The 20,823-nt window shown below is 69.6% G+C and carries 21 protein-coding genes; 14 read left to right on the plus strand and 7 right to left on the minus strand.

The window, feature by feature from the left end; genetic code table 11:
• Positions 1 to 87: 87 nt before the first annotated feature.
• On the minus strand, positions 88 to 1,755 hold the full coding sequence (locus ACWDZ6_RS25580; RefSeq protein WP_451504700.1) for a hypothetical protein: 1,668 nt from the start codon (positions 1,753 to 1,755) through the stop codon (positions 88 to 90).
• A 108-nt stretch (positions 1,756 to 1,863) separates the two neighbouring features.
• Here ACWDZ6_RS25580 and ACWDZ6_RS25585 point away from each other — a divergent pair, with 108 nt between their 5' ends.
• Together ACWDZ6_RS25585 and ACWDZ6_RS25590 are read left to right on the plus strand one after the other, a co-directional pair.
• Positions 1,864 to 3,231 carry an FAD-binding oxidoreductase gene (locus ACWDZ6_RS25585; protein WP_451504701.1) on the plus strand — a complete coding sequence of 456 codons (1,368 nt, stop codon included), beginning with the start codon at positions 1,864 to 1,866 and terminating at the stop codon, positions 3,229 to 3,231.
• A gap of 122 nt (positions 3,232 to 3,353) precedes the next feature.
• The gene (locus tag ACWDZ6_RS25590) at positions 3,354 to 3,734 is read left to right on the plus strand and encodes a VOC family protein (protein ID WP_351447538.1); all 381 of its coding nucleotides are present in this window, start codon (positions 3,354 to 3,356) and stop codon (positions 3,732 to 3,734) included.
• Here the strand turns inward: ACWDZ6_RS25590 and ACWDZ6_RS25595 are convergent.
• Positions 3,724 to 4,236 carry an SsgA family sporulation/cell division regulator gene (locus tag ACWDZ6_RS25595; protein ID WP_451504702.1) on the minus strand — a complete coding sequence of 171 codons (513 nt, stop codon included), beginning with the start codon at positions 4,234 to 4,236 and terminating at the stop codon, positions 3,724 to 3,726. The two genes, ACWDZ6_RS25590 and ACWDZ6_RS25595, sit on opposite strands and share 11 nt — an antisense overlap.
• A 240-nt stretch (positions 4,237 to 4,476) precedes the next feature.
• Here ACWDZ6_RS25595 and ACWDZ6_RS25600 point away from each other — a divergent pair, with 240 nt between their 5' ends.
• The gene (locus tag ACWDZ6_RS25600; RefSeq protein WP_451504703.1) at positions 4,477 to 5,946 is read left to right on the plus strand and encodes an RDD family protein; all 1,470 of its coding nucleotides are present in this window, start codon (positions 4,477 to 4,479) and stop codon (positions 5,944 to 5,946) included.
• A gap of 88 nt (positions 5,947 to 6,034) precedes the next feature.
• Positions 6,035 to 6,775, plus strand: coding sequence for an RDD family protein (locus ACWDZ6_RS25605; protein ID WP_366735915.1), 741 nt, complete (start codon positions 6,035 to 6,037; stop codon positions 6,773 to 6,775).
• Here ACWDZ6_RS25605 and ACWDZ6_RS25610 read toward each other — a convergent pair.
• A complete protein-coding gene (locus tag ACWDZ6_RS25610; RefSeq protein ID WP_451504704.1) occupies positions 6,761 to 7,099 on the minus strand; it encodes a hypothetical protein in 339 nt (112 codons plus the stop codon). The two genes, ACWDZ6_RS25605 and ACWDZ6_RS25610, sit on opposite strands and share 15 nt — an antisense overlap.
• Before the next feature lie 370 nt (positions 7,100 to 7,469).
• Between ACWDZ6_RS25610 and ACWDZ6_RS25615 the strand changes: the two genes are divergently transcribed.
• On the plus strand, positions 7,470 to 9,887 hold the full coding sequence (locus ACWDZ6_RS25615) for an immune inhibitor A domain-containing protein (protein WP_451504705.1): 2,418 nt from the start codon (positions 7,470 to 7,472) through the stop codon (positions 9,885 to 9,887).
• Between the two features lie 122 nt (positions 9,888 to 10,009).
• Positions 10,010 to 10,372 carry a hypothetical protein gene (locus tag ACWDZ6_RS25620; protein ID WP_451504706.1) on the plus strand — a complete coding sequence of 121 codons (363 nt, stop codon included), beginning with the start codon at positions 10,010 to 10,012 and terminating at the stop codon, positions 10,370 to 10,372.
• Positions 10,373 to 10,381: 9 nt separating this feature from the next.
• Here the strand turns inward: ACWDZ6_RS25620 and ACWDZ6_RS25625 are convergent, their stop codons facing one another.
• Complete coding sequence (locus ACWDZ6_RS25625) at positions 10,382 to 10,966, minus strand: isochorismatase family protein (protein WP_451504707.1); 585 nt, start codon at positions 10,964 to 10,966, stop codon at positions 10,382 to 10,384.
• A gap of 99 nt (positions 10,967 to 11,065) precedes the next feature.
• Positions 11,066 to 12,394 (minus strand): nicotinate phosphoribosyltransferase, encoded by a 1,329-nt coding sequence (locus ACWDZ6_RS25630; RefSeq protein ID WP_451504708.1) that lies wholly within the window; start codon positions 12,392 to 12,394, stop codon positions 11,066 to 11,068.
• 183 nt (positions 12,395 to 12,577) lie between these two features.
• Here ACWDZ6_RS25630 and clpS point away from each other — a divergent pair, with 183 nt between their 5' ends.
• The 7 genes from clpS (at position 12,578) to ACWDZ6_RS25665 (ending at position 17,363) form a co-directional block, all read left to right on the plus strand.
• On the plus strand, positions 12,578 to 12,892 hold the full coding sequence (gene clpS / locus ACWDZ6_RS25635; RefSeq protein ID WP_326650151.1) for an ATP-dependent Clp protease adapter ClpS: 315 nt from the start codon (positions 12,578 to 12,580) through the stop codon (positions 12,890 to 12,892).
• Complete coding sequence (locus ACWDZ6_RS25640; RefSeq protein ID WP_451504709.1) at positions 12,892 to 13,485, plus strand: DUF2017 domain-containing protein; 594 nt, start codon at positions 12,892 to 12,894, stop codon at positions 13,483 to 13,485. Before clpS ends, ACWDZ6_RS25640 begins: the two co-directional genes overlap by 1 nt.
• Positions 13,486 to 13,827: 342 nt before the next feature.
• Positions 13,828 to 15,258, plus strand: a complete 1,431-nt coding sequence (locus ACWDZ6_RS25645) for an amino acid permease (protein ID WP_451504768.1) — start codon at positions 13,828 to 13,830, stop codon at positions 15,256 to 15,258.
• A 91-nt stretch (positions 15,259 to 15,349) separates the two neighbouring features.
• Complete coding sequence (locus ACWDZ6_RS25650; protein WP_351447558.1) at positions 15,350 to 15,772, plus strand: M67 family metallopeptidase; 423 nt, start codon at positions 15,350 to 15,352, stop codon at positions 15,770 to 15,772.
• A 120-nt stretch (positions 15,773 to 15,892) separates the two neighbouring features.
• Positions 15,893 to 16,009 (plus strand): putative leader peptide, encoded by a 117-nt coding sequence (locus ACWDZ6_RS25655; RefSeq protein ID WP_366735909.1) that lies wholly within the window; start codon positions 15,893 to 15,895, stop codon positions 16,007 to 16,009.
• Between the two features lie 125 nt (positions 16,010 to 16,134).
• Positions 16,135 to 16,413: a MoaD/ThiS family protein gene (locus ACWDZ6_RS25660; RefSeq protein WP_326650144.1), complete on the plus strand. Its 279-nt coding sequence runs from the start codon at positions 16,135 to 16,137 to the stop codon at positions 16,411 to 16,413.
• Entirely contained in the window at positions 16,413 to 17,363 is a 951-nt protein-coding gene (locus ACWDZ6_RS25665; protein WP_451504710.1) for a PLP-dependent cysteine synthase family protein, read from the plus strand. Before ACWDZ6_RS25660 ends, ACWDZ6_RS25665 begins: the two co-directional genes overlap by 1 nt.
• 262 nt (positions 17,364 to 17,625) lie before the next feature.
• On the opposite strand, the gene ACWDZ6_RS25670 is transcribed toward ACWDZ6_RS25665, so the two are convergent.
• A complete protein-coding gene (locus ACWDZ6_RS25670; RefSeq protein WP_451504711.1) occupies positions 17,626 to 18,090 on the minus strand; it encodes a type II toxin-antitoxin system PemK/MazF family toxin in 465 nt (154 codons plus the stop codon).
• Positions 18,091 to 18,620: 530 nt separating this feature from the next.
• Here ACWDZ6_RS25670 and ACWDZ6_RS25675 point away from each other — a divergent pair.
• The gene (locus tag ACWDZ6_RS25675) at positions 18,621 to 19,373 is read left to right on the plus strand and encodes an MBL fold metallo-hydrolase (protein ID WP_451504712.1); all 753 of its coding nucleotides are present in this window, start codon (positions 18,621 to 18,623) and stop codon (positions 19,371 to 19,373) included.
• Positions 19,374 to 19,444: 71 nt separating this feature from the next.
• Here ACWDZ6_RS25675 and ACWDZ6_RS25680 read toward each other — a convergent pair whose 3' ends face one another.
• Positions 19,445 to 20,713 (minus strand): PTS transporter subunit EIIC, encoded by a 1,269-nt coding sequence (locus ACWDZ6_RS25680; RefSeq protein ID WP_451504713.1) that lies wholly within the window; start codon positions 20,711 to 20,713, stop codon positions 19,445 to 19,447.
• Positions 20,714 to 20,823: the final 110 nt, after the last annotated feature.

Raw genomic sequence — 20,823 nt, forward strand, 5'->3', positions numbered from 1 at the left:
CGCCGGCGGGCGGGGCAGGGGAACGGCCCGTCGCAGGCGTCCCGCCCGCATCGCACCGCGCCGCACCCTCCACCCGCGCCCGCCGCGTCAGTCCCGGCCCGGCCCCGACGCGTCCGGGCTCCCCGGCCGATCCGTCCCGGCCTCCGCCGACGGCTTGCCCGGAGCCGGATTCGCCGAAGGCGGCAGCTTCGGCTCCTGCGACTTCTCCTGCGACTTCTCCTGTGCCGAGTCCCCGCGCGGCTGCTCCGCCGCCGGCTGCTCGGGCGACTGCTGATCCGATGGGGACTGCTCCGCCGCCGGCTGCTCGGGCGGCGACTGCTCCGACGGCGACTGTCCGGGCGACGGCTGCTCCGCCCTGCTCGCGGCCTCGTCCTCCACGGTCACGTCCCTCGGGCCGCCCGGCGGCGGCTCCCCGAGCTCGTCCAGTGCCTCCTTGGCCACCGGAGCCAGCAGCGGTGAGAAGTACGGGTTGATCCGCAGCGCCTCCGCCAGGTGCCGCCGGGCCGCGCCGGGCTGCTCCAGTGCGCGCTCGATCTCGCCCCGGTGGTATGCGAAAAGCGCGCTCCGCAGCCCCTGTCCGGTCGCCTTCTTGGCGAACGGCAGCGCCTCCTCCGCCCTGCCCGCCTGGTACAGCGCCCACCCCAGCGCGTCCGCGACGTACACACTCCGGTGCTGCCGAACCCACTCGGCCGTCAGCCGCTCCACGGCCGACTCCGGGTCCCCGTGGTCCGCCTCGAAGCGGCCGAGCACCAACTGCTCGTTCACCCCGTCCTCTTCCGCCTTCGCCGCCCGTAGCCGCAGTTGCTCGTACTGCGTTGCGGCATCCCCCTCCAGCTCCAGCGACTGGTACAACTCGCCGGCCTCCAGCGCGTATTCGGGCAGCGATGCCAGCTGAAGCGCGGTCCGGTAGTCGCGGATGGCCTCCTGGGTACGCCCCAGTGCCGCGAGCGCCCGCGCCCGCCCCACCAGCGAGGGATGGTGTTTGCTCACGAACCGCAGTGACGCGTCGTAGTTGTCCAGTGCCTCCTGCGGTTCGCCGCGCTCCCAGGCCAGTTCGCCGAGCCGCTGCAGCGCTGCCGCCTTCTCCGATGGCGCGTCGGCGCCCGCGGCCGCGCTGTACGCCAGCGATGCCGCGTCCTCGCGCCAGCCCCGCTCCCGAAAGATCTGCGATGCGAGCCCCAGCGTCTGGCCGCCCGGGTGCAGCTTCTCGAGCTTGTCCATCGCCTTGCCGGCGGCCGGGTAGTCGCCGAGGCCGTTGTAGGCGTCGATCAGCACCGGATACACCGTCCACCGCTCCGGCTTCTGTTTCTTCGCGCGCTCGCCCCAGGTGCGCGCCGCGCCGAAGTCGCGCCGGGCGTTTGCCAGCGCCGCGAGACCCACCAGCGCGTCGACGTTCCCCTTGTCGTCCGGGACCACCTCCAGCGAATGCCGCAGCGCGCTCTCCGCCCGCGAGTAGTACGCCGGGTCCGCCAGCTGCGTGCCCCGCTCCACATACGCGGACCCCAGCATCGCCCACGACTCCCCGTCACCGGGGTGGGCCCCCAGCCACTTCTCGCGATCGCGGATGAGCGCGTCCAGATCGGAGACGGAGGGCGGAGCCCCCGCGCCCACCGCGGCCATCGCCCGCGCGGCGGGTCCCGGCGCCGGCGGCGGGCCGTCCTCCCCCCAGCCCGGCGCGAGCATGATCACCCCGGTGACCAGCGTCGCGCCGACCAGCATGCTGACCGAGGCGTTCTTCACCGTTTCGCTCTTCATGGCGCTCACTGTGCGTCAACAAGCAGTCGATACGAAGAACACACTCGGTAGGGCGAAGCGGAAGGCGGACGGGTTCACACCGATGGCCCTCGGTGCGAGGCTTGCTGCATGGACGATCTTCTCGACCGGCTGCGAACCGGTCTGCCCGCCGAGGCACTGATCACCGACCCGGACATCACGGCCTCGTACGCGAACGACATGGCGAGCTTCTGCGCGGCGGGCACCCCCGCCGTCGTCGTTCTGCCGCGCACCGTGGAGCAGGTCCAGCACGTGATGCGCACCGCGACCGCGCTGCGCGTCCCCGTCGTCCCGCAGGGCGCCCGCACCGGCCTGTCCGGCGCCGCCAATGCCTCGGACGGCTGCATCGTGCTGTCCCTGACCAAGATGGACCGGATCCTGGAGATCAGCCCGGTCGACCGGATCGCGGTCGTCGAGCCGGGAGTCATCAACGCCGTCCTGTCCCGCGCCGTGGGCGAACACGGCCTGTACTACCCCCCGGACCCCTCCAGCTGGGAGACGTGCACCATCGGCGGGAACATCGGGACCGCGTCCGGCGGCCTGTGCTGCGTCAAGTACGGGGTGACCGCGGAGTACGTGCTCGGCCTGGACGTCGTTCTCGCCGACGGACGCCTGCTCACCACCGGCCGCCGCACCGCGAAGGGTGTCGCGGGCTATGACCTCACCCGGCTCTTCGTCGGCTCCGAAGGCAGCCTCGGCGTCGTTGTCGAAGCCGTGCTCGCGCTGCGGCCGCAGCCGCCGGCGCAGCTGGTCCTGGCCGCCGAGTTCGACTCCGCCGCGGCTGCCTGCGAGGCCGTCTGCGCGATCATGGAGCGAGGCCACACGCCCTCGCTCCTCGAGCTCATGGACCGTACGACCGTCCGGGCCGTCAACGCCATGGCGAACATGGGCCTGCCGGACAGCACCGAGGCGCTGCTCCTCGCCGCCTTCGACACCCCGGACCCGGCAGCCGATCTGGCCGCCGTCGGTGAGCTGTGCAGCGCGGCGGGCGCCACCCAGGTCGTCCCCGCGGACTCCGTCGCCGAGTCCGAACTGCTGCTCCAGGCAAGGAGGTTGTCACTCACCGCCCTGGAGACCGTCAAATCCGCCACGATGATCGACGACGTCTGCGTACCGCGGTCGAAGCTGGGCGCGATGATCGAGGGCACGGCGACCATCGCCGAGAAGTACGGCCTCACCATCGGCGTCTGCGCGCACGCGGGCGACGGCAACACCCACCCCGTCGTCTGTTTCGACCAGGCCGATGCGGACGAGTCCCGGCGCGCCCGTGAGTCCTTCGACGAGATCATGGCCCTCGGCCTGGAACTCGGCGGCACGATCACCGGAGAGCACGGCGTCGGCGTACTGAAAAAGGAGTGGCTGGCGCGCGAACTGGGCCCGGTGGGCGTGGAGATGCAGCGCGGCATCAAGCAGACCTTCGACCCGCTCGGGCTGCTCAACCCCGGCAAGATCTTCTGAGGCCGCTCCGGCACGCGCGACTCCGCTGTGAGACCTCAGGCCTAAGGCCATTGCCCGATGGCCCGGGCACCGGCTCCCCGCATAGCGTGAAGACATCGACGAAGGTCGATGAAGGAGGAGCCGTGCCAGCACGTCTTGACCACACCATCGTCCGCAGCCGCGACCGCTTCGCCGGCGCCCGCTTTCTCGCCGAGCTGATCGGTGAGCCCGATCCCAAGCCCTTCGGCCCCTTCGCGAGCCTGCCGCTGGCGGGCGGCGTCACCCTCGACTATCTCGACGAGCGGGAGCGGATCGTCTCCCAGCACCTCGCCTTCCTCGTCTCGGAGGAGGAGTTCGACGAGATCTTCGGCCGGATAACCGAGCGCGAACTCCCGTACTGGGCCGACCCGGCACACGAGACGCCGCAGCGGATCAACCACCACTACGGGGGCCGCGGGGTCTACATCGACGACCCCGACGGCCACTCCATCGAGTTCATTACGCATACGTACATCACCTCCTAGGCGCCCCCGGTCCTCCTGGGTATCCCTGGGCATCGCCGTCCTGGGACTCGTCCGCCGGCCGCAGCTCCCGCAGCGACAGATCGTCGGCCGCGGTGGGCGTGAGCAGCTCGGCGAGACCGTCGTCCATGCCGAGCTGCTCGGACTCGGCGCCCGGCGGAACCACCCGCAGCGTCCGCTCCAGCCAGGCGGAGACCACCGCGGCGGACGCCTCGAGGAGCGCCTCGCCGTCGGGGGAGCTGAGCGCCATCATGACCACGCTGCGGCCCTCGGCCTCGGTCGGCCAGATCCGGACATCTCCCTCCCCGCTCGGGCGGAACACCCCTTCGACCAGCAGTTCGCGGGCGAAGTTCCACTTGACGGGAGTGTCGGAGCCGATGTGAAAGGCTATGTGCACGGCGTACGGGTCGTCCGTGCGGTAGGTCAGCCGGGCCGGGACGGGGATGCTGAGCTCGGGCGACAGCACCAGATTGAGTTCCAGCTCGCGTTCCATCACGGTGTGCATAGGAGTGCCCTTCCCTTCCTGTACGAGGCCTTGTGCCTTCCTGTACGGGGCCTTGTAACGGGCCGTGCAAGGAGAGAGCGCGTTGCGCCGCGGTCATGACGCGACTTTCGGAGACTACTTTCTGTGATCACCAAGTGACCGGAAAGTGGTCGTTACAGCAGGACCGGCCCGGGGGTGCTCGAGGGTCTGATAGATGTGGAGCCTTGAATTGAGGCCTCGAGGAGATACGGGACCACGGTGATGAGCGCCCCAACCCCGGCCACCGGAGACGGCAGCCCCACGTCCGGCTATTACCCGGACCCATCCATTCCTGGCTACGTCCGGTACTGGAACGGTGCTTCCTGGGTGCCCGGTACAAGCCGGCCCGCGCCGAAGACGGGTGAGGCGATGCCCTCGGTACCCGGCTCGTCGGCACCCGAGTTCGCGCCGGCCGGCCCGGCCGCGTCCCTGCACACCCCTGTTCCGATGGAGGAAACCGGCCCGGTCTTCCTCGACGAGGAGCCGTTCGACGCGCCGTCCCGCCCGGAGCCGGCCACCGCCTGGCAGGCAGACACCTCGCGCCAGACCGGCTTCGGCGGCGAGCGCGACAACCGCGTCGCGTGGGGAGGCGGCCAGGACCCCCGTACGCCGTCCCAGGGCGACGGCTCCGGTGCGCCCGCCGACCCGCGCCGGTCCGCCGCGCCGGGTGCGTCCGCCGATCCGACGGGCGGCGCCCTGCCCGGCGTTCGCTCGCTCGGGCCGTCGAACCCGGGCGAGCCTCCGGTGGACGGTACGGTCGCGATCCGCGCACAGCGCCCCGGCGGGGCCAAGCAGGCGACGGCCGGCACAGGTGCCGCCGCCGCGGATCCCGCGTCACCGGCTCCGGCGGGCGGGACAACGGCCCGCCGCCTGCCCCAGCGGCCTCAGACGGACGGTACGACCGGGATCGGCGCACAGCGTCTCGGCGGCGGCACGCCCACCGCGCCCGCGCAGCCGCAGGCGCCGGCTCAGCGTCAGCCGCAGCCCCAAGGGCCCAGCCGGCCGCAACAGCAGAGCCAACGGCCCCAGGTACAGGTACCGGCGCAGGAGCCCGTCGCGCCGCCCGTGACCAACGGCCCCGGCGGCGGCTCCGCCTCCTGGGCCCAGCAGGTCCACCAGCTCGCCGGCACCGCCGCCGATGGCGAGCCGGTCGTGCCGTGGAAGCCCCCGGTCAACGACCCGTTTCTGCAGGCCGCGCAGGCTCAGGCGGCGGCCCGTCCCGCGTCGCTGGGCAAACGGTTCGCCGCGCGGCTGATCGACTCCCTGCTGCTCGGCGCGCTCGTCGGTGCCGTGGCCGTACCGGTCGTCTCCCGGGCGCGCACCCATATCGACGAGAAGATCGAGGCGGCGAAGCAGTCGGGCGAGACGGTCACCGTCTGGCTCGTCGACGGCACCACCGCCGTTCACCTCGGCATCATCCTCGGCGCCCTGCTGGTCCTCGGTGCGCTGTACGAGGCGCTGCCGACCGCCGCATGGGGGCGCACTCTCGGCAAGAAGCTCTGCGGTCTGACGGTCTGGGACATCGAGTCCCACGAGCCGCCGTCGTTCGGGGCCGCGCTGCGCCGCTGGCTGGTCTACGGGTTGCTCGGCGTCCTCGCCGTGGGGCTGCTGAATGTGCTCTGGTGCCTGTTCGACCGGCCGTGGCGGCAGTGCTGGCACGACAAGGCCGCACACACCTTCGTGACCGGCTGACCCGCCGCCCGGAGAATTCTCGGGAGGTGTTCCCCCGAACGGCGCGCGAGCCGTTGCGGGGGCCCTCGGGGCGCGGTGCACTGCCCCCATGAGCAACGACCAGCCGACGCCCGGCGAGCCGCCAGAGAACGATCCCTTCCGGAAGCAGCCGCAGGAACCCAGGCCGCCGTCGGGTGGTGGTCAGGAACCGCCGCAAGGCCCCCCGTCGGACCCGTACGGCTCCGGGCGCGGCGGCGGCTCCCCGTACGACGGTCCACCGGGAGGCGGCTCCCCGTACGGCGGCGGACAGCCCCCTCCGTACGATCCGAATGCCTACGGTGGCCAGTACGGAGGCGCGGACCCGCTCGCCGGGATGCCACCGCTCGCGGACTTCGGCAAGCGGTTCCTGGCCCGTGTCATCGACGTGATCATCGTCGCCGTGCCGCTGTTCCTGATCTCGCTGGCCTTCGGCGCCTGGGACGTCACGATGAACGACGGCGACAGCTGGGACGAGATCACCAAACAGGTGAACACCGGCAGACAGTGGCTCTGGTCGCTGCTCTCCCTGATCGCGTACGTCGGCTACGACACGATCATGATCGCCAAGGGGAACGGTCAGACCCTCGGCAAGCGCCTGATGAAGATCCGGGTCGCGATTCTCAACGACGGCAGCGTGCCGGACACCAGCTCCTCACTGTTGCGCGCCGCGGTGCTGTGGGTGCCCGCACTGGTCTGCTGCTTCTGCGTCTGGTGGTTCGTCATCATGATGACGATCCTGATGGACAAGCCGTACAAACAGGGTCTGCACGACAAGGCAGGCAAGACGGTGGTGGTGTCAGCGGCGCAGTGAGTGCTGGCCGACCCTGGCCTCGGCTCCCACATGGGCGCGAAGGGTGGGCACGCGCGTGGTGAGACCGTCGGAGCTGGCGGCCGAGGCGGGGTTGCCGGAGGCGGCGCCGCGCGTATGGACCGTGTGCGTCGCCTTCCTCGCTCCGCGCAGAGTCCTGCTCATGGGGAGTGCGGCCGCGACCATCAGACCGAGGGCCATCGAGGCGACGCCTATCGCGGCGACGGCGATGCCATTGCTGGTACGGGTGAACAGCAGCAAGGCGAGGGTCGAGAAGACGACGGTGGCCGAACCGTAGGCGAGTTGTGCGGCAGTCGGACGCGGCATGACGGTATCCGTCCTCGGGACATTGGTCAGGGGGTCTTTCAGCGAGGTCGCACTGTCAACTGACTCTACGACGGTGGATGCCCTGGAGGAACCGGCGGTAAGCGTGACCTTACCCACGGTGCTGCTGCACGGGGGGCGCACGGAGTCATGAGGGCGCCCGACGGAGCCTTCCGATGCGCCTGCTGTCCGGTATGAGCGTCGTCCGGATAGCGGAACTGTGCTCCTGCATAGTGCAGTTGGCCTGTGCAAGTCAAGGACTGTCTTTTCTTCAGTAACTCCGATCGAATGTCGTCACTTGTGACGCGACACCGCGCGCGGACGACCCCACATTCGGTCCGTTGCGACGGAGCGCGGGGGAGGACAGCATCAAGTGACCATCAAGCGACGGACGATCAGAGCGTCCGCGGTGATTGCGGCCCTGGCCGCGACCACCGCGTCGGCCTCGGCGTTCACCAGCGCCCAGGCCGACACTCCGAGGACCTCGGGTCCGGCGGCCATCGAACGCCACGACCCGGCGCCGCAGAAGGGACAGGTCGAGCACGATCTCGACGGCCCGTTCAGCAAGCAGCAGGACCAGCAGCGCCAAGCGGCGCTGGAGCAGGTCATATCCGGCGACGCGACCGTGCAGCAGCGCGGCGCGTCCAAGGTCGTGAAGCTCGGCGACAAGAAGTACGTCGAGCTCGGCCGGGAGAAGACGGACAAGATATTCACGATCCTGGTGGAGTTCGGCGACAAGGTCGACGACACCACGATGTTCGACCCGGACGGTCCCGACGGGCCCGAGCCGCCCGTCAAGAAGTACGGCGGCACGCCCGGCCCGCTGCACAACAAGATCGCCAAGCCCGACCGTAAGAACGACAACTCCACGGCCTGGCAGGCGGATTACAACCAGAAGCACTTCCAGGACCTGTACTTCGGTACCGGCAAGGACGCCAAGGGCCAGCCGAAGAACTCGCTGAAGACCTTCTACGAGAAGACCTCCTCGGGCCGCTACTCGGTCGACGGCGAGGTCGCCGACTGGGTCAAGGTCGACTACAACGAGGGCCGCTACGGCTCGAACTACTGCGGCGACACCAACTGCGCCAACGTCTGGGACACGGTCAAGGACGGCGTCACCGCCTGGGCCGCGGACCAGAAGGCCAAGGGCCGTACGGACGAGCAGATCAAGGCGGATCTGTCGAAGTACGACCTGTGGGACCGCTACGACTTCGACAACGACGGCAACTTCAACGAGCCCGACGGCTACATCGACCACTTCCAGATCGTCCACGCCGGTGAGGACGAGTCGGCGGGCGGCGGCGCCGAAGGCACCAACGCCCTGTGGGCGCACCGCTGGTACGCGTACGGCCAGGACGCCGGCAGGACCGGCCCGGCCAACAACAGGGCCGGCGGCACCCAGATCGGCTCCACCGGCATCTGGGTCGGCGACTACACCATGCAGCCCGAGAACGGCGGCCTCGGTGTCTTCGCCCACGAGTACGGCCACGACCTCGGTCTGCCCGACCACTACGACACCTCGGGCAAGGGCGAGAACTCGACCGGCTTCTGGACCCTGATGTCGGGCGGCTCCTGGCTCGGCACCGGCAAGGACTCCATCGGCGACCTGCCGGGCGACATGAACGCCTGGGACAAGCTGCAGCTGGGCTGGCTCAACTACACCAAGGCCAAGGCGGCGACGAAGTCCACCCACAAGCTGGGTGTGGCGGAGTACAACACCAAGCTGCCGCAGGCCCTCGTCGTCGAGCTGCCGAAGAAGCCGGTCACCACGACTGTCGTGAAGCCCGCAGAGGGCTCCAAGCAGTGGTGGAGCGACATGGGTGACGACCTCAAGAACACCCTGTCCCGCCCGGTCGACCTGACCGGCAAGTCCAAGGCGTCCCTGGAGCTCTCGGGCTGGTGGGACATCGAGGCCAACTACGACTACCTCTACGCCGAGGTGTCGACGGACGGCGGCGCCAACTGGACGCCGGTGGACGGTACGGCCGACGGCAAGCCGATCACCCGTGACGCGGGCGACAAGCCGGCGCTGACCGGTGTCTCGGGCGCGTACAAGAAGCTGGCGTACTCGCTGGACGCGTACGCGGGCAAGAAGGTCGACGTCCGCTTCCGCTACCAGACGGACGGCGGCGCGGGCGGCAAGGGCTTTGCGGCGGACGCGCTGAGCGTGGTGGCGGACGGTACGCCGCTGTTCACCGACAACGCCGAGGGTGACGACGCGGGCTGGACCTCGAAGGGCTTCTCACGCATCGGTGAGTCCTTCACCAAGGAGTACGAGCAGTACTACCTGGCCGAGAACCGGCAGTACGTGTCGTACGACAAGACCCTCAAGGTCGGCCCGTACAACTTCGGCTTCAAGGCGCCGAAGGACGCGTGGGTCGAGCACTACCCGTACCAGAACGGCCTGGTGGTCTGGCTCTGGGACACCTCCCAGAAGGACAACAACACCAGCGCCCACCCGGGTCAGGGTCTCGTCCTTCCCGTGGACGCGCACGCCAAGCCGCTGAAGTGGGCGGACGGCACGCTGCTGCGGAACAAGATCCAGACGTTCGACTCGGCGTTCAGCCTGTGGCCGACCGACGGCTTCACGCTGCACAAGGCGGACGTGGCGCTGCGGATCAAGGCGCAGGCCGGCAACCCGGTCTTCGACGACCGCAAGGGTGTGTACTGGTTCGCCGAGAACCCGACGGCGGGTGTGAAGGTAACTGACACCAACACCAAGATCTCGATCGTGAGCGAGCCGCTGAACGGCCAGTCGATCACGGTCAAGGTGGGTCCGTCGGCCAAGTAATTCGTATCACTGCAGGTCAGACCATGATCGGCCGTCGCCCTCTAGCGGGCGGCGGCCGATCGTGTTTAGGTGCGTCTACCAGATCCTTATTGACATGCCATCTCACGGGGGAGTGGTTCAGCATGCCCGGCGGAGGTTTCAGCAAGTTGCCCAACGGCAGTGTGGTGGTGGCGCTCAGCCTGCCCAGTCCGTCGGGCGACGGCGGTACGGTCCGCTTCCTGGTGTATGCCGTGAACCGCGCGAGGGCACTGACGCGGCTGCGGAATCTGGGGTTGCGGGCGGTGTATCTGAGGGGCAACGCGGAGCCGCCGACACCGGACGAAATCACGGCGGTGCTGCACCACCCGGACGGTCTGCTGTGGCGCAGCCGCCCGGAGGAACTCTGGCGCCCGATAGAACTGCTGCTACCGCGGGAGCGTGACGCCTCCGGCGCGGTGCGGGTGCTGGTGGCTCAGGCCCGGGCCGGGACCACGCTCACCACATGACCGGGTGACCTACACCACAGGCTTGCCTGTCAGTTCCACGCCCGCTCCACGCAGCTCCTCCAGCGCCCGCTCCGTCGTCGCCTCCGAGACGCCCGCCGTCAGGTCCAGCAGCACATTCGTCGTGAAGCCCTCCCGCACCGCGTCCAGCGCCGTCGCCCGTACGCAGTGGTCCGTCGCTATGCCCACCACGTCGACCTCCGTCACCTCCCGCGCCCGCAGCCACTGCGCCAGCGTCGAGCCGTTCTCGTCCGTGCCCTCGAAGCCGCTGTACGCCGCCGCGTACGCGCCCTTGTCGAAGACCGCGTCGATCGCGCCCGACGCCACCACCGGTGCGAAGTTCGGGTGGAAGCCCACGCCCTCCGTGCCGGCGACGCAGTGCGGCGGCCAGCTGTCGACATAGTCGGGGTGCTCGCCGAAGTGGTCGCCCGGCTCGATGTGGTGGTCGCGGGAGGCGACCACATAGCGGTAGCCCGCCTGGGCCTGGCCGATCAGGTCGGTGATCGCCGCAGCGACATCCGCACCTCCCGCCACCGCGAGGCTGCCGCCTTCGCAGAAGTCGTTCTGAACGTCCACGACGATCAATGCGCGGTGCATGGCGGGTGTCCTTCGATGGGGAGAGATCGGTGGGCGCCGAGCGAATGTACTGAGCCTAGAGACTTCAACCGCCGGGCGGGAGAGGGCTCGAGGCTGCGTTCAGACGTACTCCGTCGGCAGGACAGGCTCACCCTTCGACAGCTGGAGCGCCGACATCGGCAGCCCCGCCAGCGCGGCGACGTGCCTCTCGCGCGCCGCGTCCAGCGGCTCGCGGGCGACGATCTCGCCGCCCTTGACCAGCTCCACCAGCAACTGCCGGTCCACGAGCTCGGGCGGGACCGTCTGGGTGCCGATCACCTCGGCCTCGGCGACGCCCTCCGCGTCCGCCCGGCGCGCGGCCCACTTGCGGCCGCCCACCGAGGTCTTCCCGCCCGTGGACTTCTTCGCCACCGGCTCCAGCGGCGCCCTGGGGTCGGCGGAGCGGGCGCGGGCGACCAGCTTGTAGACCATCGAGCAGGTGGGGTGCCCGCTGCCGGTGACCAGCTGTGTGCCCACGCCGTACGCGTCGACCGGCGCCGCGGCGAGTGAGGCGATGGCGTACTCGTCCAGGTCCGAGGTGACCACGATCTTGGTGTTGGCCGCACCCAGCTCGTCCAGCTGCTGCCGCACCCGGTGCGCGACCAGCAGCAGGTCCCCGGAGTCGATGCGTACGGCCCCGAGCTCGGGGCCCGCGATCTCCACGGCGCTGCGGACGGCCTCGGCCACGTCGTACGTGTCGACCAGCAGCGTCGTACCCCGTCCGAGCGAATCGACCTGCGCCCGGAAGGCGTCGCGCTCGCTGTCGTGCAGCAGGGTGAAGGCGTGCGCGCTGGTGCCGACCGTGGGGATGGCGTAACGGAAACCGGCCGCCAGGTCCGAGGTGGAGCCGAAGCCGCCGACGTACGCGGCGCGTGCCGAGGCGACCGCGGAGAGCTCGTGCGTACGCCGCGCGCCCATCTCGATCAGCCCGCGACCGCCCGCCGCCGTCGACATCCGCGAGGCCGCCGCGGCGATCGCCGAGTCGTGGTTGAAGATCGACAGGATCACGGTCTCCAGCAGGACGCACTCGGCGAAGGAGCCCTCGACCCGCAGGATCGGCGAGCCGGGGAAGTACACCTCGCCCTCCGGGTAGCCCCAGATGTCGCCGCCGAAGCGGTACGAGGCGAGCCACTGGATTGTCGACTCGTCGACAATCCCCCGATCGCTCAGGAAGCCCAGCACGCCCGCGTCGAAGCGGAAGTTCTCGACGGCGTCCAGCACCCGGCCGGTGCCCGCCACCACTCCGTAGCGCCGTCCGTCGGGCAGCCGGCGGGTGAAGACCTCGAAGACGGAGCGGCGGTCCGCGGTGCCGGACCTCAGCGCCGCCTGGAGCATGGTGAGCTCGTACTGATCGGTGAAGAGCGCTGTCGACGGTACGTCCACCGGCAGCCCAAGGTCCGCAGTGTTCACAACGGTCAACCTCGCTCTTTCGTCGTGGGCCGCCGACCGGTCGGTTCGCGGTCCGGCCCGCGGCGGAGCCGCTGTCGGATACAGCGCCCCCGGAAGATGCCTCGTCGAGGATGCTACCGCACATCTCGTCAGAGTGACGAGATGTAAGCCCCGTTTGTGCGATGCACCCCTGCGGGTGGCAGCATGGACCGAGTGAGTGTTGCTCCCACAGAGATCGAACGCCCCGAGTCGGCGGAGGAGACCTTCGCCGTCCCCGAGCCCGACGTGCCCTGGGTGACGCTCGTCCACAATGACCCGGTCAATCTGATGAGCTACGTCACCTATGTCTTCCAGGCCTATTTCGGCTACTCCAAGGACAAGGCGCACAAGCTGATGCTCGACGTCCACCACAAGGGCCGGGCCGTCGTCTCCAGCGGCAGCCGCGAGGAGATGGAGCGCGACGTGCAGGCGATGCACGGCTACGGGCTGTGGGCGACGCTCTCCCAGGACCGCACCTGATGGCCGGGCACTTCGAGCCCGTTCGCGGCGGCGGCGCGGCCGTCCCGCTCGACGAGGTCGAGATCTCCATCCTGCGCTCGCTCGCCGTACAGCTCCTTGAGCTCATCGGACCCGGTGACGAGCCGGTCGACGGCGAGGACCCGCTGGCCGCGCTCTTTGCCGAGGGGCCGAGCGAACCGCCCAGCGACCCGGCGCTCGCCCGCCTCTTCCCCGAGGCGTACGGCGGTCCCGACGCCGATGTCGAGGACGAGGAACTGCGCGCGGCCTCGGCCGAGTTCAGGCGCTTCACCGAGACGGATCTGCGCTCCCGCAAGCGCGACGACGCGGTCGCGGTCGTCCGCACCCTGGACTCGCTGACCGCCACCGGCGAGGGCGGTGCCGTACTCAAGCTCACCCCGGACGACTGCCTGCACTGGCTCGGCGCGCTCAACGACCTGCGCCTCACCATCGGCACCCGTCTCGAGGTCAGCGACGAAGACGAGAGCGGCGAGCTCTACCGGCTGCCGGACTCCGATCCGCGCAAGCCGATGGTGATGGCGTATCTCTGGCTCGGAGCGCTCCAGGAGACGCTCGTCGACACCCTGATGGCCTGACGCCGGCGCCCCGGCTCCGACACTCGGACGCCCTGAGTTGTTCGCTCAACGGACACTCAAATCCGGATAACGATCCCGTCACCGCATCGGCATGGTTTGCGGTGCCGATGGATCTTTGTCCGGTTCTTCCTGTGGCGTGTGTCACAACCAACTCGGCCGGTCAGTGTTGCGACCGTGATAAATCTTCACGACCACCAGGGGACGCCACCCATGTCCCCGGGGGCGCTGGGCCGGCTGATCGCCGGTGGCACTCCATCCACATCCGGGGGGATCAGGACCTGATCCGCAGCCGCGCGGCAGACGCAGCGGGCGCGGATCAGCATGGAGAAAGGGCGCATCACCATGACCTCGGTGCAGGTCGGCAAGCAAGACGGCAATGAGGCCGCGGGGTCCGCGACAGGCGCGGACGAGGGCTACCAGCGCGGACTGGGTGCCCGGCAGATCCAGATGATCGCGATCGGCGGTGCCATCGGTACCGGCCTCTTCCTCGGCGCGGGCAAGGCCATCTCCAAGGCCGGACCCAGCCTCATCCTGGCCTATGCCATCGCGGGCCTGGTCATCTTCTTCATCATGCGGGCGCTGGGCGAGCTGCTCATGTACCGCCCCGTCTCGGGTTCCTTCTCCGAGTACGCCCGTGAGTTCGTCGGCCCGTTCGCGGGGTTCGTCACCGGATGGACCTACTGGCTCTTCTGGGTCGTCACCGGAATCACCGAGGTCACCGCGGCCGCCCAGTACATGACGTTCTGGTGGGACATCCCGCAATGGCTCTCGGCGCTGGTCTTCACGATCATCCTGTACGCCGTGAACCTGATCTCCGTGAAGCTCTTCGGCGAGCTGGAGTTCTGGTTCTCGATGGTCAAGGTCACGGCCATCATCGGCATGATCCTCATCTGCGCCGGCATCCTCACACTCGGCTTCTCCGACGCCGGTGACACCGCGTCCGTCACGCACCTCTGGGCCGACGGCGGCTTCTTCCCCAAGGGCATCGGCGGCACGCTGATGACCCTGCAGATCGTGATGTTCGCCTTCCTCGCGGTCGAGCTGGTCGGCGTCACCGCCGGCGAGTCCAAGGACCCGGAGACGACGCTGCCCAAGGCGATCAACACCGTGCCGTGGCGTATCGCGGTCTTCTACGTCGGCGCGCTGATCATGATCCTTTCGGTGGTGCCCTGGGACGAGTTCCAGCCGGGCGTCTCGCCGTTCGTCGCCGCCTTCCAGAAGATGGGCCTGGGCGTCGGCGCCGCCGTCGTCAACTTCGTCGTGCTGACCGCGGCGCTGTCCTCGTGCAATTCAGGTATGTACTCCACCGGCCGGATGCTGCGCGACCTCGCGCTCAACGGCCAGGGCCCGAAGTTCTTCACGAAGCTCACGAAGAGCGGCACTCCGCTGGTCGGCACCACCGTCTCCGCGGCGCTGATGCTGGTCGGAGTCTGGATCAACTACCAATGGCCCGGCGACGCGTTCACCTACGTCGTCTCCTTCGCCACGATCTCCGGCATGTGGGCCTGGATCATGATCCTGGTCTGCCAGATCCGCTACCGCGCCAAGGCCGACCGCGGCGAGCTGCCGCAGTCCACCTTCAAGGCGCCCGGCGCCCCGTGGACCAGCTGGTTCGCGCTGCTCTTCATCGGCATGGTCATCGTGATGATGGGCGTCGACAAGGACGCGCGGATCTCTCTGTACTGCGCGCCGCTGTGGGCCCTGATCCTCGGTGTCTCGTATCTGGTGCTGAAGCAGCGCAACCCCGAGAACACGGCCTTCATCAAGCGCTGAGGCCCGCGTGGCCACTGACTGACGTCCAGCATTCGGGCCCACCCGTACCGCCCTTCGGTACGGGTGGGCCCTTCTGCTTATCCTGATCCGCATGCTGACCCTCACCGAGGCCCTGTACGACCAGATCGTCGCGCACGCCCGCGCCGACCACCCCGACGAGGCCTGCGGCATGGTCGCGGGCCCCGAGGGCGCCGGCCGTCCCGAGCGCTTCATCCCGATGCTGAACGCGGCCCGCTCGCCCACGTTCTACGAGTTCGACTCGGTGGACCTGCTGAAGCTCTACCGGGAGCTCGACGACCGCGACGAGGAGCCGGTGATCATCTATCACTCGCACACCGCGACCGAGGCGTACCCCTCCCGTACGGACATCAGCTACGCCAACGAGCCGGGCGCCCATTATGTCCTGGTCTCCACCGCCGACATCGATGAGGCCGGCCCCTTCCAGTTCCGCTCGTTCCGCATCGTGGACGGCGTGGTGACAGAGGAAGAGGTCCAGGTCGTAGCGGCGTACTGAGCCCCGCCCCCGTCCCTCGTACGTCTCCGCCTGCACGCGTGGCCCACATGCTGAGCGCATTCCGTCCATGATGCGAGATCACATTCCGGGGCACGGACAGGGAATCGATACGATGACCGCATGGTTCCCCATGACGTGAGCGACAGGACGCCGAGCACCGTGCTGCTCGTGGCGCGGCTGCACGTCGACCTGTGCCGTCTCGCCAGCGCGATGTGTACGGCCCGCGCCGCGTTCTGACGTTCAGACCCACGGCTCTACGGGCCGAGCGCACCCACAGCACCACCCCTCGCGCGGGGGGCGGAGCCGCGCGCCCCTTGTGCCACACCCGCACCCCCGCCACCCTCCCGACAGGAGCCCACGCCATGGCCATCGAGGTCCGCATCCCGACCATCCTCCGCACCTACACCGGCGGCGCCAAGGCCGTCGAGGGCAGCGGTGACACTCTCGCCGAACTCTTCGCCGACCTCGAGTCCCGCCACAACGGCATCCAGGAGCGCATCGTCGACGGCGACCAGCTGCGCCGCTTCGTGAACGTGTACCTCAACGACGAGGATGTCCGCTTCCTGGACGGCATCTCCACCAAGCTCACCGACGGCGACAGCGTCACGATCCTCCCGGCCGTCGCGGGTGGCATGCGCTGATGCGTTACGACTCTCCGCTGGCGGCGGTCGGCAACACACCGCTGGTCCGCCTCCCGCGCCTGTCCCCGTCGGGGGACGTCCGCATCTGGGCCAAGCTCGAGGACCGCAACCCGACCGGCTCGATCAAGGACCGCCCTGCGCTCCACATGATCGAACAGGCGGAGAAGGACGGCCGCCTGACGCCGGGCTGCACGATCCTGGAGCCCACCAGTGGCAACACCGGCATCTCGCTTGCCATGGCGGCGAAGCTCAAGGGCTACCGCATCGTGTGCGTGATGCCGGAGAACACGAGCGAGGAGCGCCGTCAGCTGCTCGCGATGTGGGGCGCGGAGATCATCCCCTCGCCGGCGGCGGGCGGCTCCAACACGGCCGTACGCGTGGCCAAGGAGCTGGCGGCCGAGCACCCGGACTGGGTGATGCTCTACCAGTACGGCAATCCGGACAACGCGGGCGCGCACTACGCCACTACGGGCCCGGAGATCCTCGCGGACCTCCCGTCGATCACCCACTTCGTGGCGGGCCTGGGCACGACGGGCACGCTGATGGGCGTGGGCCGCTACCTGCGCGAACACGTTCCGGGCATCCGCATCGTGGCCGCGGAGCCGCGCTACGACGACCTCGTCTACGGCCTGCGCAACCTGGACGAGGGCTTCGTCCCCGAGCTGTACGACGCCTCGGTCCTGACCACCCGCTTCTCGGTCGGTTCGGCGGACGCGGTCACCCGCACCCGTGAACTCCTCCAGCAGGAGGGCATTTTCGCGGGCGTCTCGACGGGAGCGGCGCTGCACGCGGCGATCGGCGTCGGCAAGAAGGCGGTCAATGCGGGCGAGCAGGCGGACATTGTGTTCGTCGTCGCGGACGGCGGCTGGAAGTACCTGTCGACGGGGGTCTACACGGCGGAGACGACGGAGGCGGCGATCGAGGCGCTGCAGGGGCAGCTCTGGGCGTAGCGGCGTCGCGGGTGCGGGGTTTCCCCCACCCGCCCGCCGCCGCATCCGCGGGTACGGGGGCGTGAGTCGGCGCGCTCACCTTCGCGCCTGGCGCCAGGCGGGGCGTCGGCCCGGGCAACGGTCAGCCAGGTCTGTGCGCGGCGCGCGGCGTGCGCGCCGGTCGGCGGGCTTTCGCCAGGGCTCGGGCGGCGCCCACGGCCCGGGTCAACGCCTGCGGACGGCTCACGCGGCCCGGGTCACGGGCAACGCCTGCCCCCTCGGCTCACGCGGCCAAGTGCCGGACCTGGTCCCATACGTTCGGGTCCACCACCCCGACCCGTCGCCTGAAGTCCCACACCCCCAGCTCACGCAGCTCATCCGTCTCCAGAAAGCTCGTCCGCCCGCGCGCGTCGCCCACGGTGCCGGGTGGCAGTGAGATCACGCCCGCCCGCTCATCGTGGTACTTGCTGGTGATCTTCGCGACCTGCACGGTCCGGCCTCGCACCGACAGCACCAGACAGGGCCTGTCCTTCGACCCGGGGCCGTCCTCGTACGGCACATCGGCCCACCAGATCTCGCCCGGCTGCGGCCGCCGCTTCGGCCCGCGCCGGGGGCCCGTCGGCCGGCCCGGCGGGCGGGCGCGTCCACCCGGGCGGCGCCCCGCGCCTCGGCCTCGCCCGTCCCTCACCGTGGCGACCAGCGCGATCACCACCACGGCGAGCACCGCGAGCCACCACGATGTGTCCATACCCCAGACGTTACCGGCGGGCCGCCGCGTGCGCGCCTCCGGATACACCGGTGAAATCCACGCGCCGGACAGCACCCCCCGCGCCCACCAGGGGACCGACGCCCCGGCAACCCCCCACGCCCCCGGCCCACGCTCACCACGTGAGCGGCGCCCCGGGATGCGGTGGTGGAAACCACGCACCGGGCGGCAACCCCCCACGCCCCCGGCCCACCTCGACCACATGACCGGTTCCCCCCGGGATGCGGTGGTGGAAACCACCCACCGGGCGGCAACCCCCCGCGCCCCCGGCCCACGCTCACCACGTGAGCGGCGCCCCGGGATGCGGTGGTGGAAACCACGCACCGGGCGGCAACCCCCCACGCCCCCGGCCCACCTCGACCACATGAGCGGCGCCCCCGAACCGGTGACAGCGCAGGTGAGTTCCCCCACAACAGCCCGCCACCGAGGAGCGACCGGCCCTTTTGCGCCTTACGCTCAACAAACCGCACGACCTTCCCCCAGCCCTCCCCGTCAACGGAGGTTCAAGCTCCATGAAGCTCACCGTCGTCGGCTGCTCGGGGTCGTTTCCGTCCGCGGATTCGGCCTGCTCCAGCTACCTCGTAGAGGCCGACGGCTTCCGGCTGCTCCTCGACATGGGCAATGGCGCCCTGGGCGAGCTGCAGCGCCATGTGGGTCTCTACGATCTCGACGCCATCTTCCTCAGCCATCTCCACGCTGATCACTGCATCGACATGTGCGGATATTTCGTCGCTCGCTACTACCGCCACGACGGCGGCCGTGCCGCCGCCCTCCCGGTCTACGGCCCTGAAGGCACCGAGCAGCGTCTGACCACCGCGTACGCGGACATCCCCTCCCCCTCCGCGATGGGCGAGGTCTTCGACTTCCACACGCTCAAGTCCGGCAGCTTCCACATAGGCCCGTTCTCCGTCCGTACGGAGAAGGTGCGCCACCCGGTCGAGGCGTACGCCATCCGGCTGGAGCACGCCGGCAGGACGCTCACGTACTCCGGCGACACCGGCGTCTGCGAGGCGCTGCACGAACTCGCCGACGGCGCGGATCTGTTCCTGTGCGAGGCGTCCTTCACGCACGGCAAGGAGGACGTCCGGGACGTCCACCTCAACGGACGCGAGGCCGGCGCCACGGCGGAGCGCGCGAATGTCGGCCGGCTCGTGCTGACCCACATCCCGCCGTGGACGGACCCCCGGCAGAACCTGGGCGACGCCCGCGCGGTGTACGAAGGACCGACCGAGATCGCCACGCCGGGTGCGGTCTACGAGATCTAGGATCCAGACACGCCGAAGCCCCTGCCTTTCGTACGAGAAGGCAGGGGCTTCGGTCCGGAATGCGACGAGGCCTACTTCGCCTCGGCCTTCTGCAGCTCGGCGAGCTCCTCGTCGGACTCGCGGCCCGGCGTCGGAAGGTTGAACTTGGTGATCGCGAAGCGGAAGACCACGTAGTAGACCGCCGCGAAACAGAGTCCGACCAGCGCCAGGCCCCACGGGTTGGACGCGATGCCCAGGTTGAGGAAGTAGTCCACCGCACCGGCCGAGAAGCCGAAGCCGTCCTTCATGCCCAGCGCCCAGGTCAGGGCCATCGAGACACCGGTCAGCACCGCGTGGACCGCGTACAGCGCCGGGGCGATGAACATGAACGTGAACTCGATCGGCTCGGTCACACCGGTGACGAAGGACGTGAGCGCGAGGGAGAACATCATGCCGCCGATGACCTTGCGGCGCTCGGGACGGGCGCAGTGCACGATCGCGAGGCAGGCCGCCGGGAGGGCGAACATCATGATCGGGAAGAAGCCGGTCATGAACTGTCCGGCGCTCGGGTCGCCCTGGAGGAAGCGGGCGATGTCGCCGCTCTTGCCCTCGTAGGAACCGGCCTGGAACCACGGGAACGAGTTCAGCAGGTGGTGCATGCCGATCGGGATCAGCGCACGGTTGGCGACACCGAAGATGCCCGCGCCGACCGCGCCCGAGCCGACCAGCCACTCACCGAAGTTGTGCAGCCCGGTACCGAGGACCGGCCAGATCAGGCCGAAGATTATGCCGACGACCAGACCCGCGAAGGCGGAGAGGATCGGGACGAGACGGCGGCCGCCGAAGAAGCCGGCCCAGTCGGGCAGCTTGGTCCGGTAGAACTTCTGGTAGAGCAGGGCGACGATGATGCCCATCACCACGCCGCCGAGGACCTTCGCGTCCACCGGGGCCTCGGTCATGACGATCTTGCCGTCGATGACCTTGGCGACCTTGTCCAGGTTCGGGTCGGTGAACGTGGCCAGCACGTTCTTGAAGACCAGGTATCCGGCGACGGCCGCGAGCGCGGTCGAGCCGTCCGACTTCTTGGCGAAGCCGATCGCGATGCCGACGGCGAACAGCAGCGCCATATTGGCGAGGATCGCGTCGCCACCGGCTGCCATGTATCCGGCGATCTTGGTGACGAAAGCCGGGAACGAACTCCTGCCGAGCATGTCGGGCTGGCCGAAACGGACCAGCAGCGCGGCTGCGGGCAGTACCGCGACCGGCAGCATGAGGCTGCGGCCGATGCGCTGCATGACAGCCATCGCGCCTGCGCCCTTGTTCTTCTTGTCCGCCGCGGGGGCGGCGCTAGCCGTGGACATCAACTTCCTCCAGTGGGCATGGCGCCGCCATGGGGACAGACACGGGGGAGGGCGGCGTCTCAAGGGGAACGCGGCGACGGCCGCGTGGTCTACACCACTGAGTGGTGTAG

The organism is Streptomyces sp. NPDC002926 (assembly GCF_053591755.1).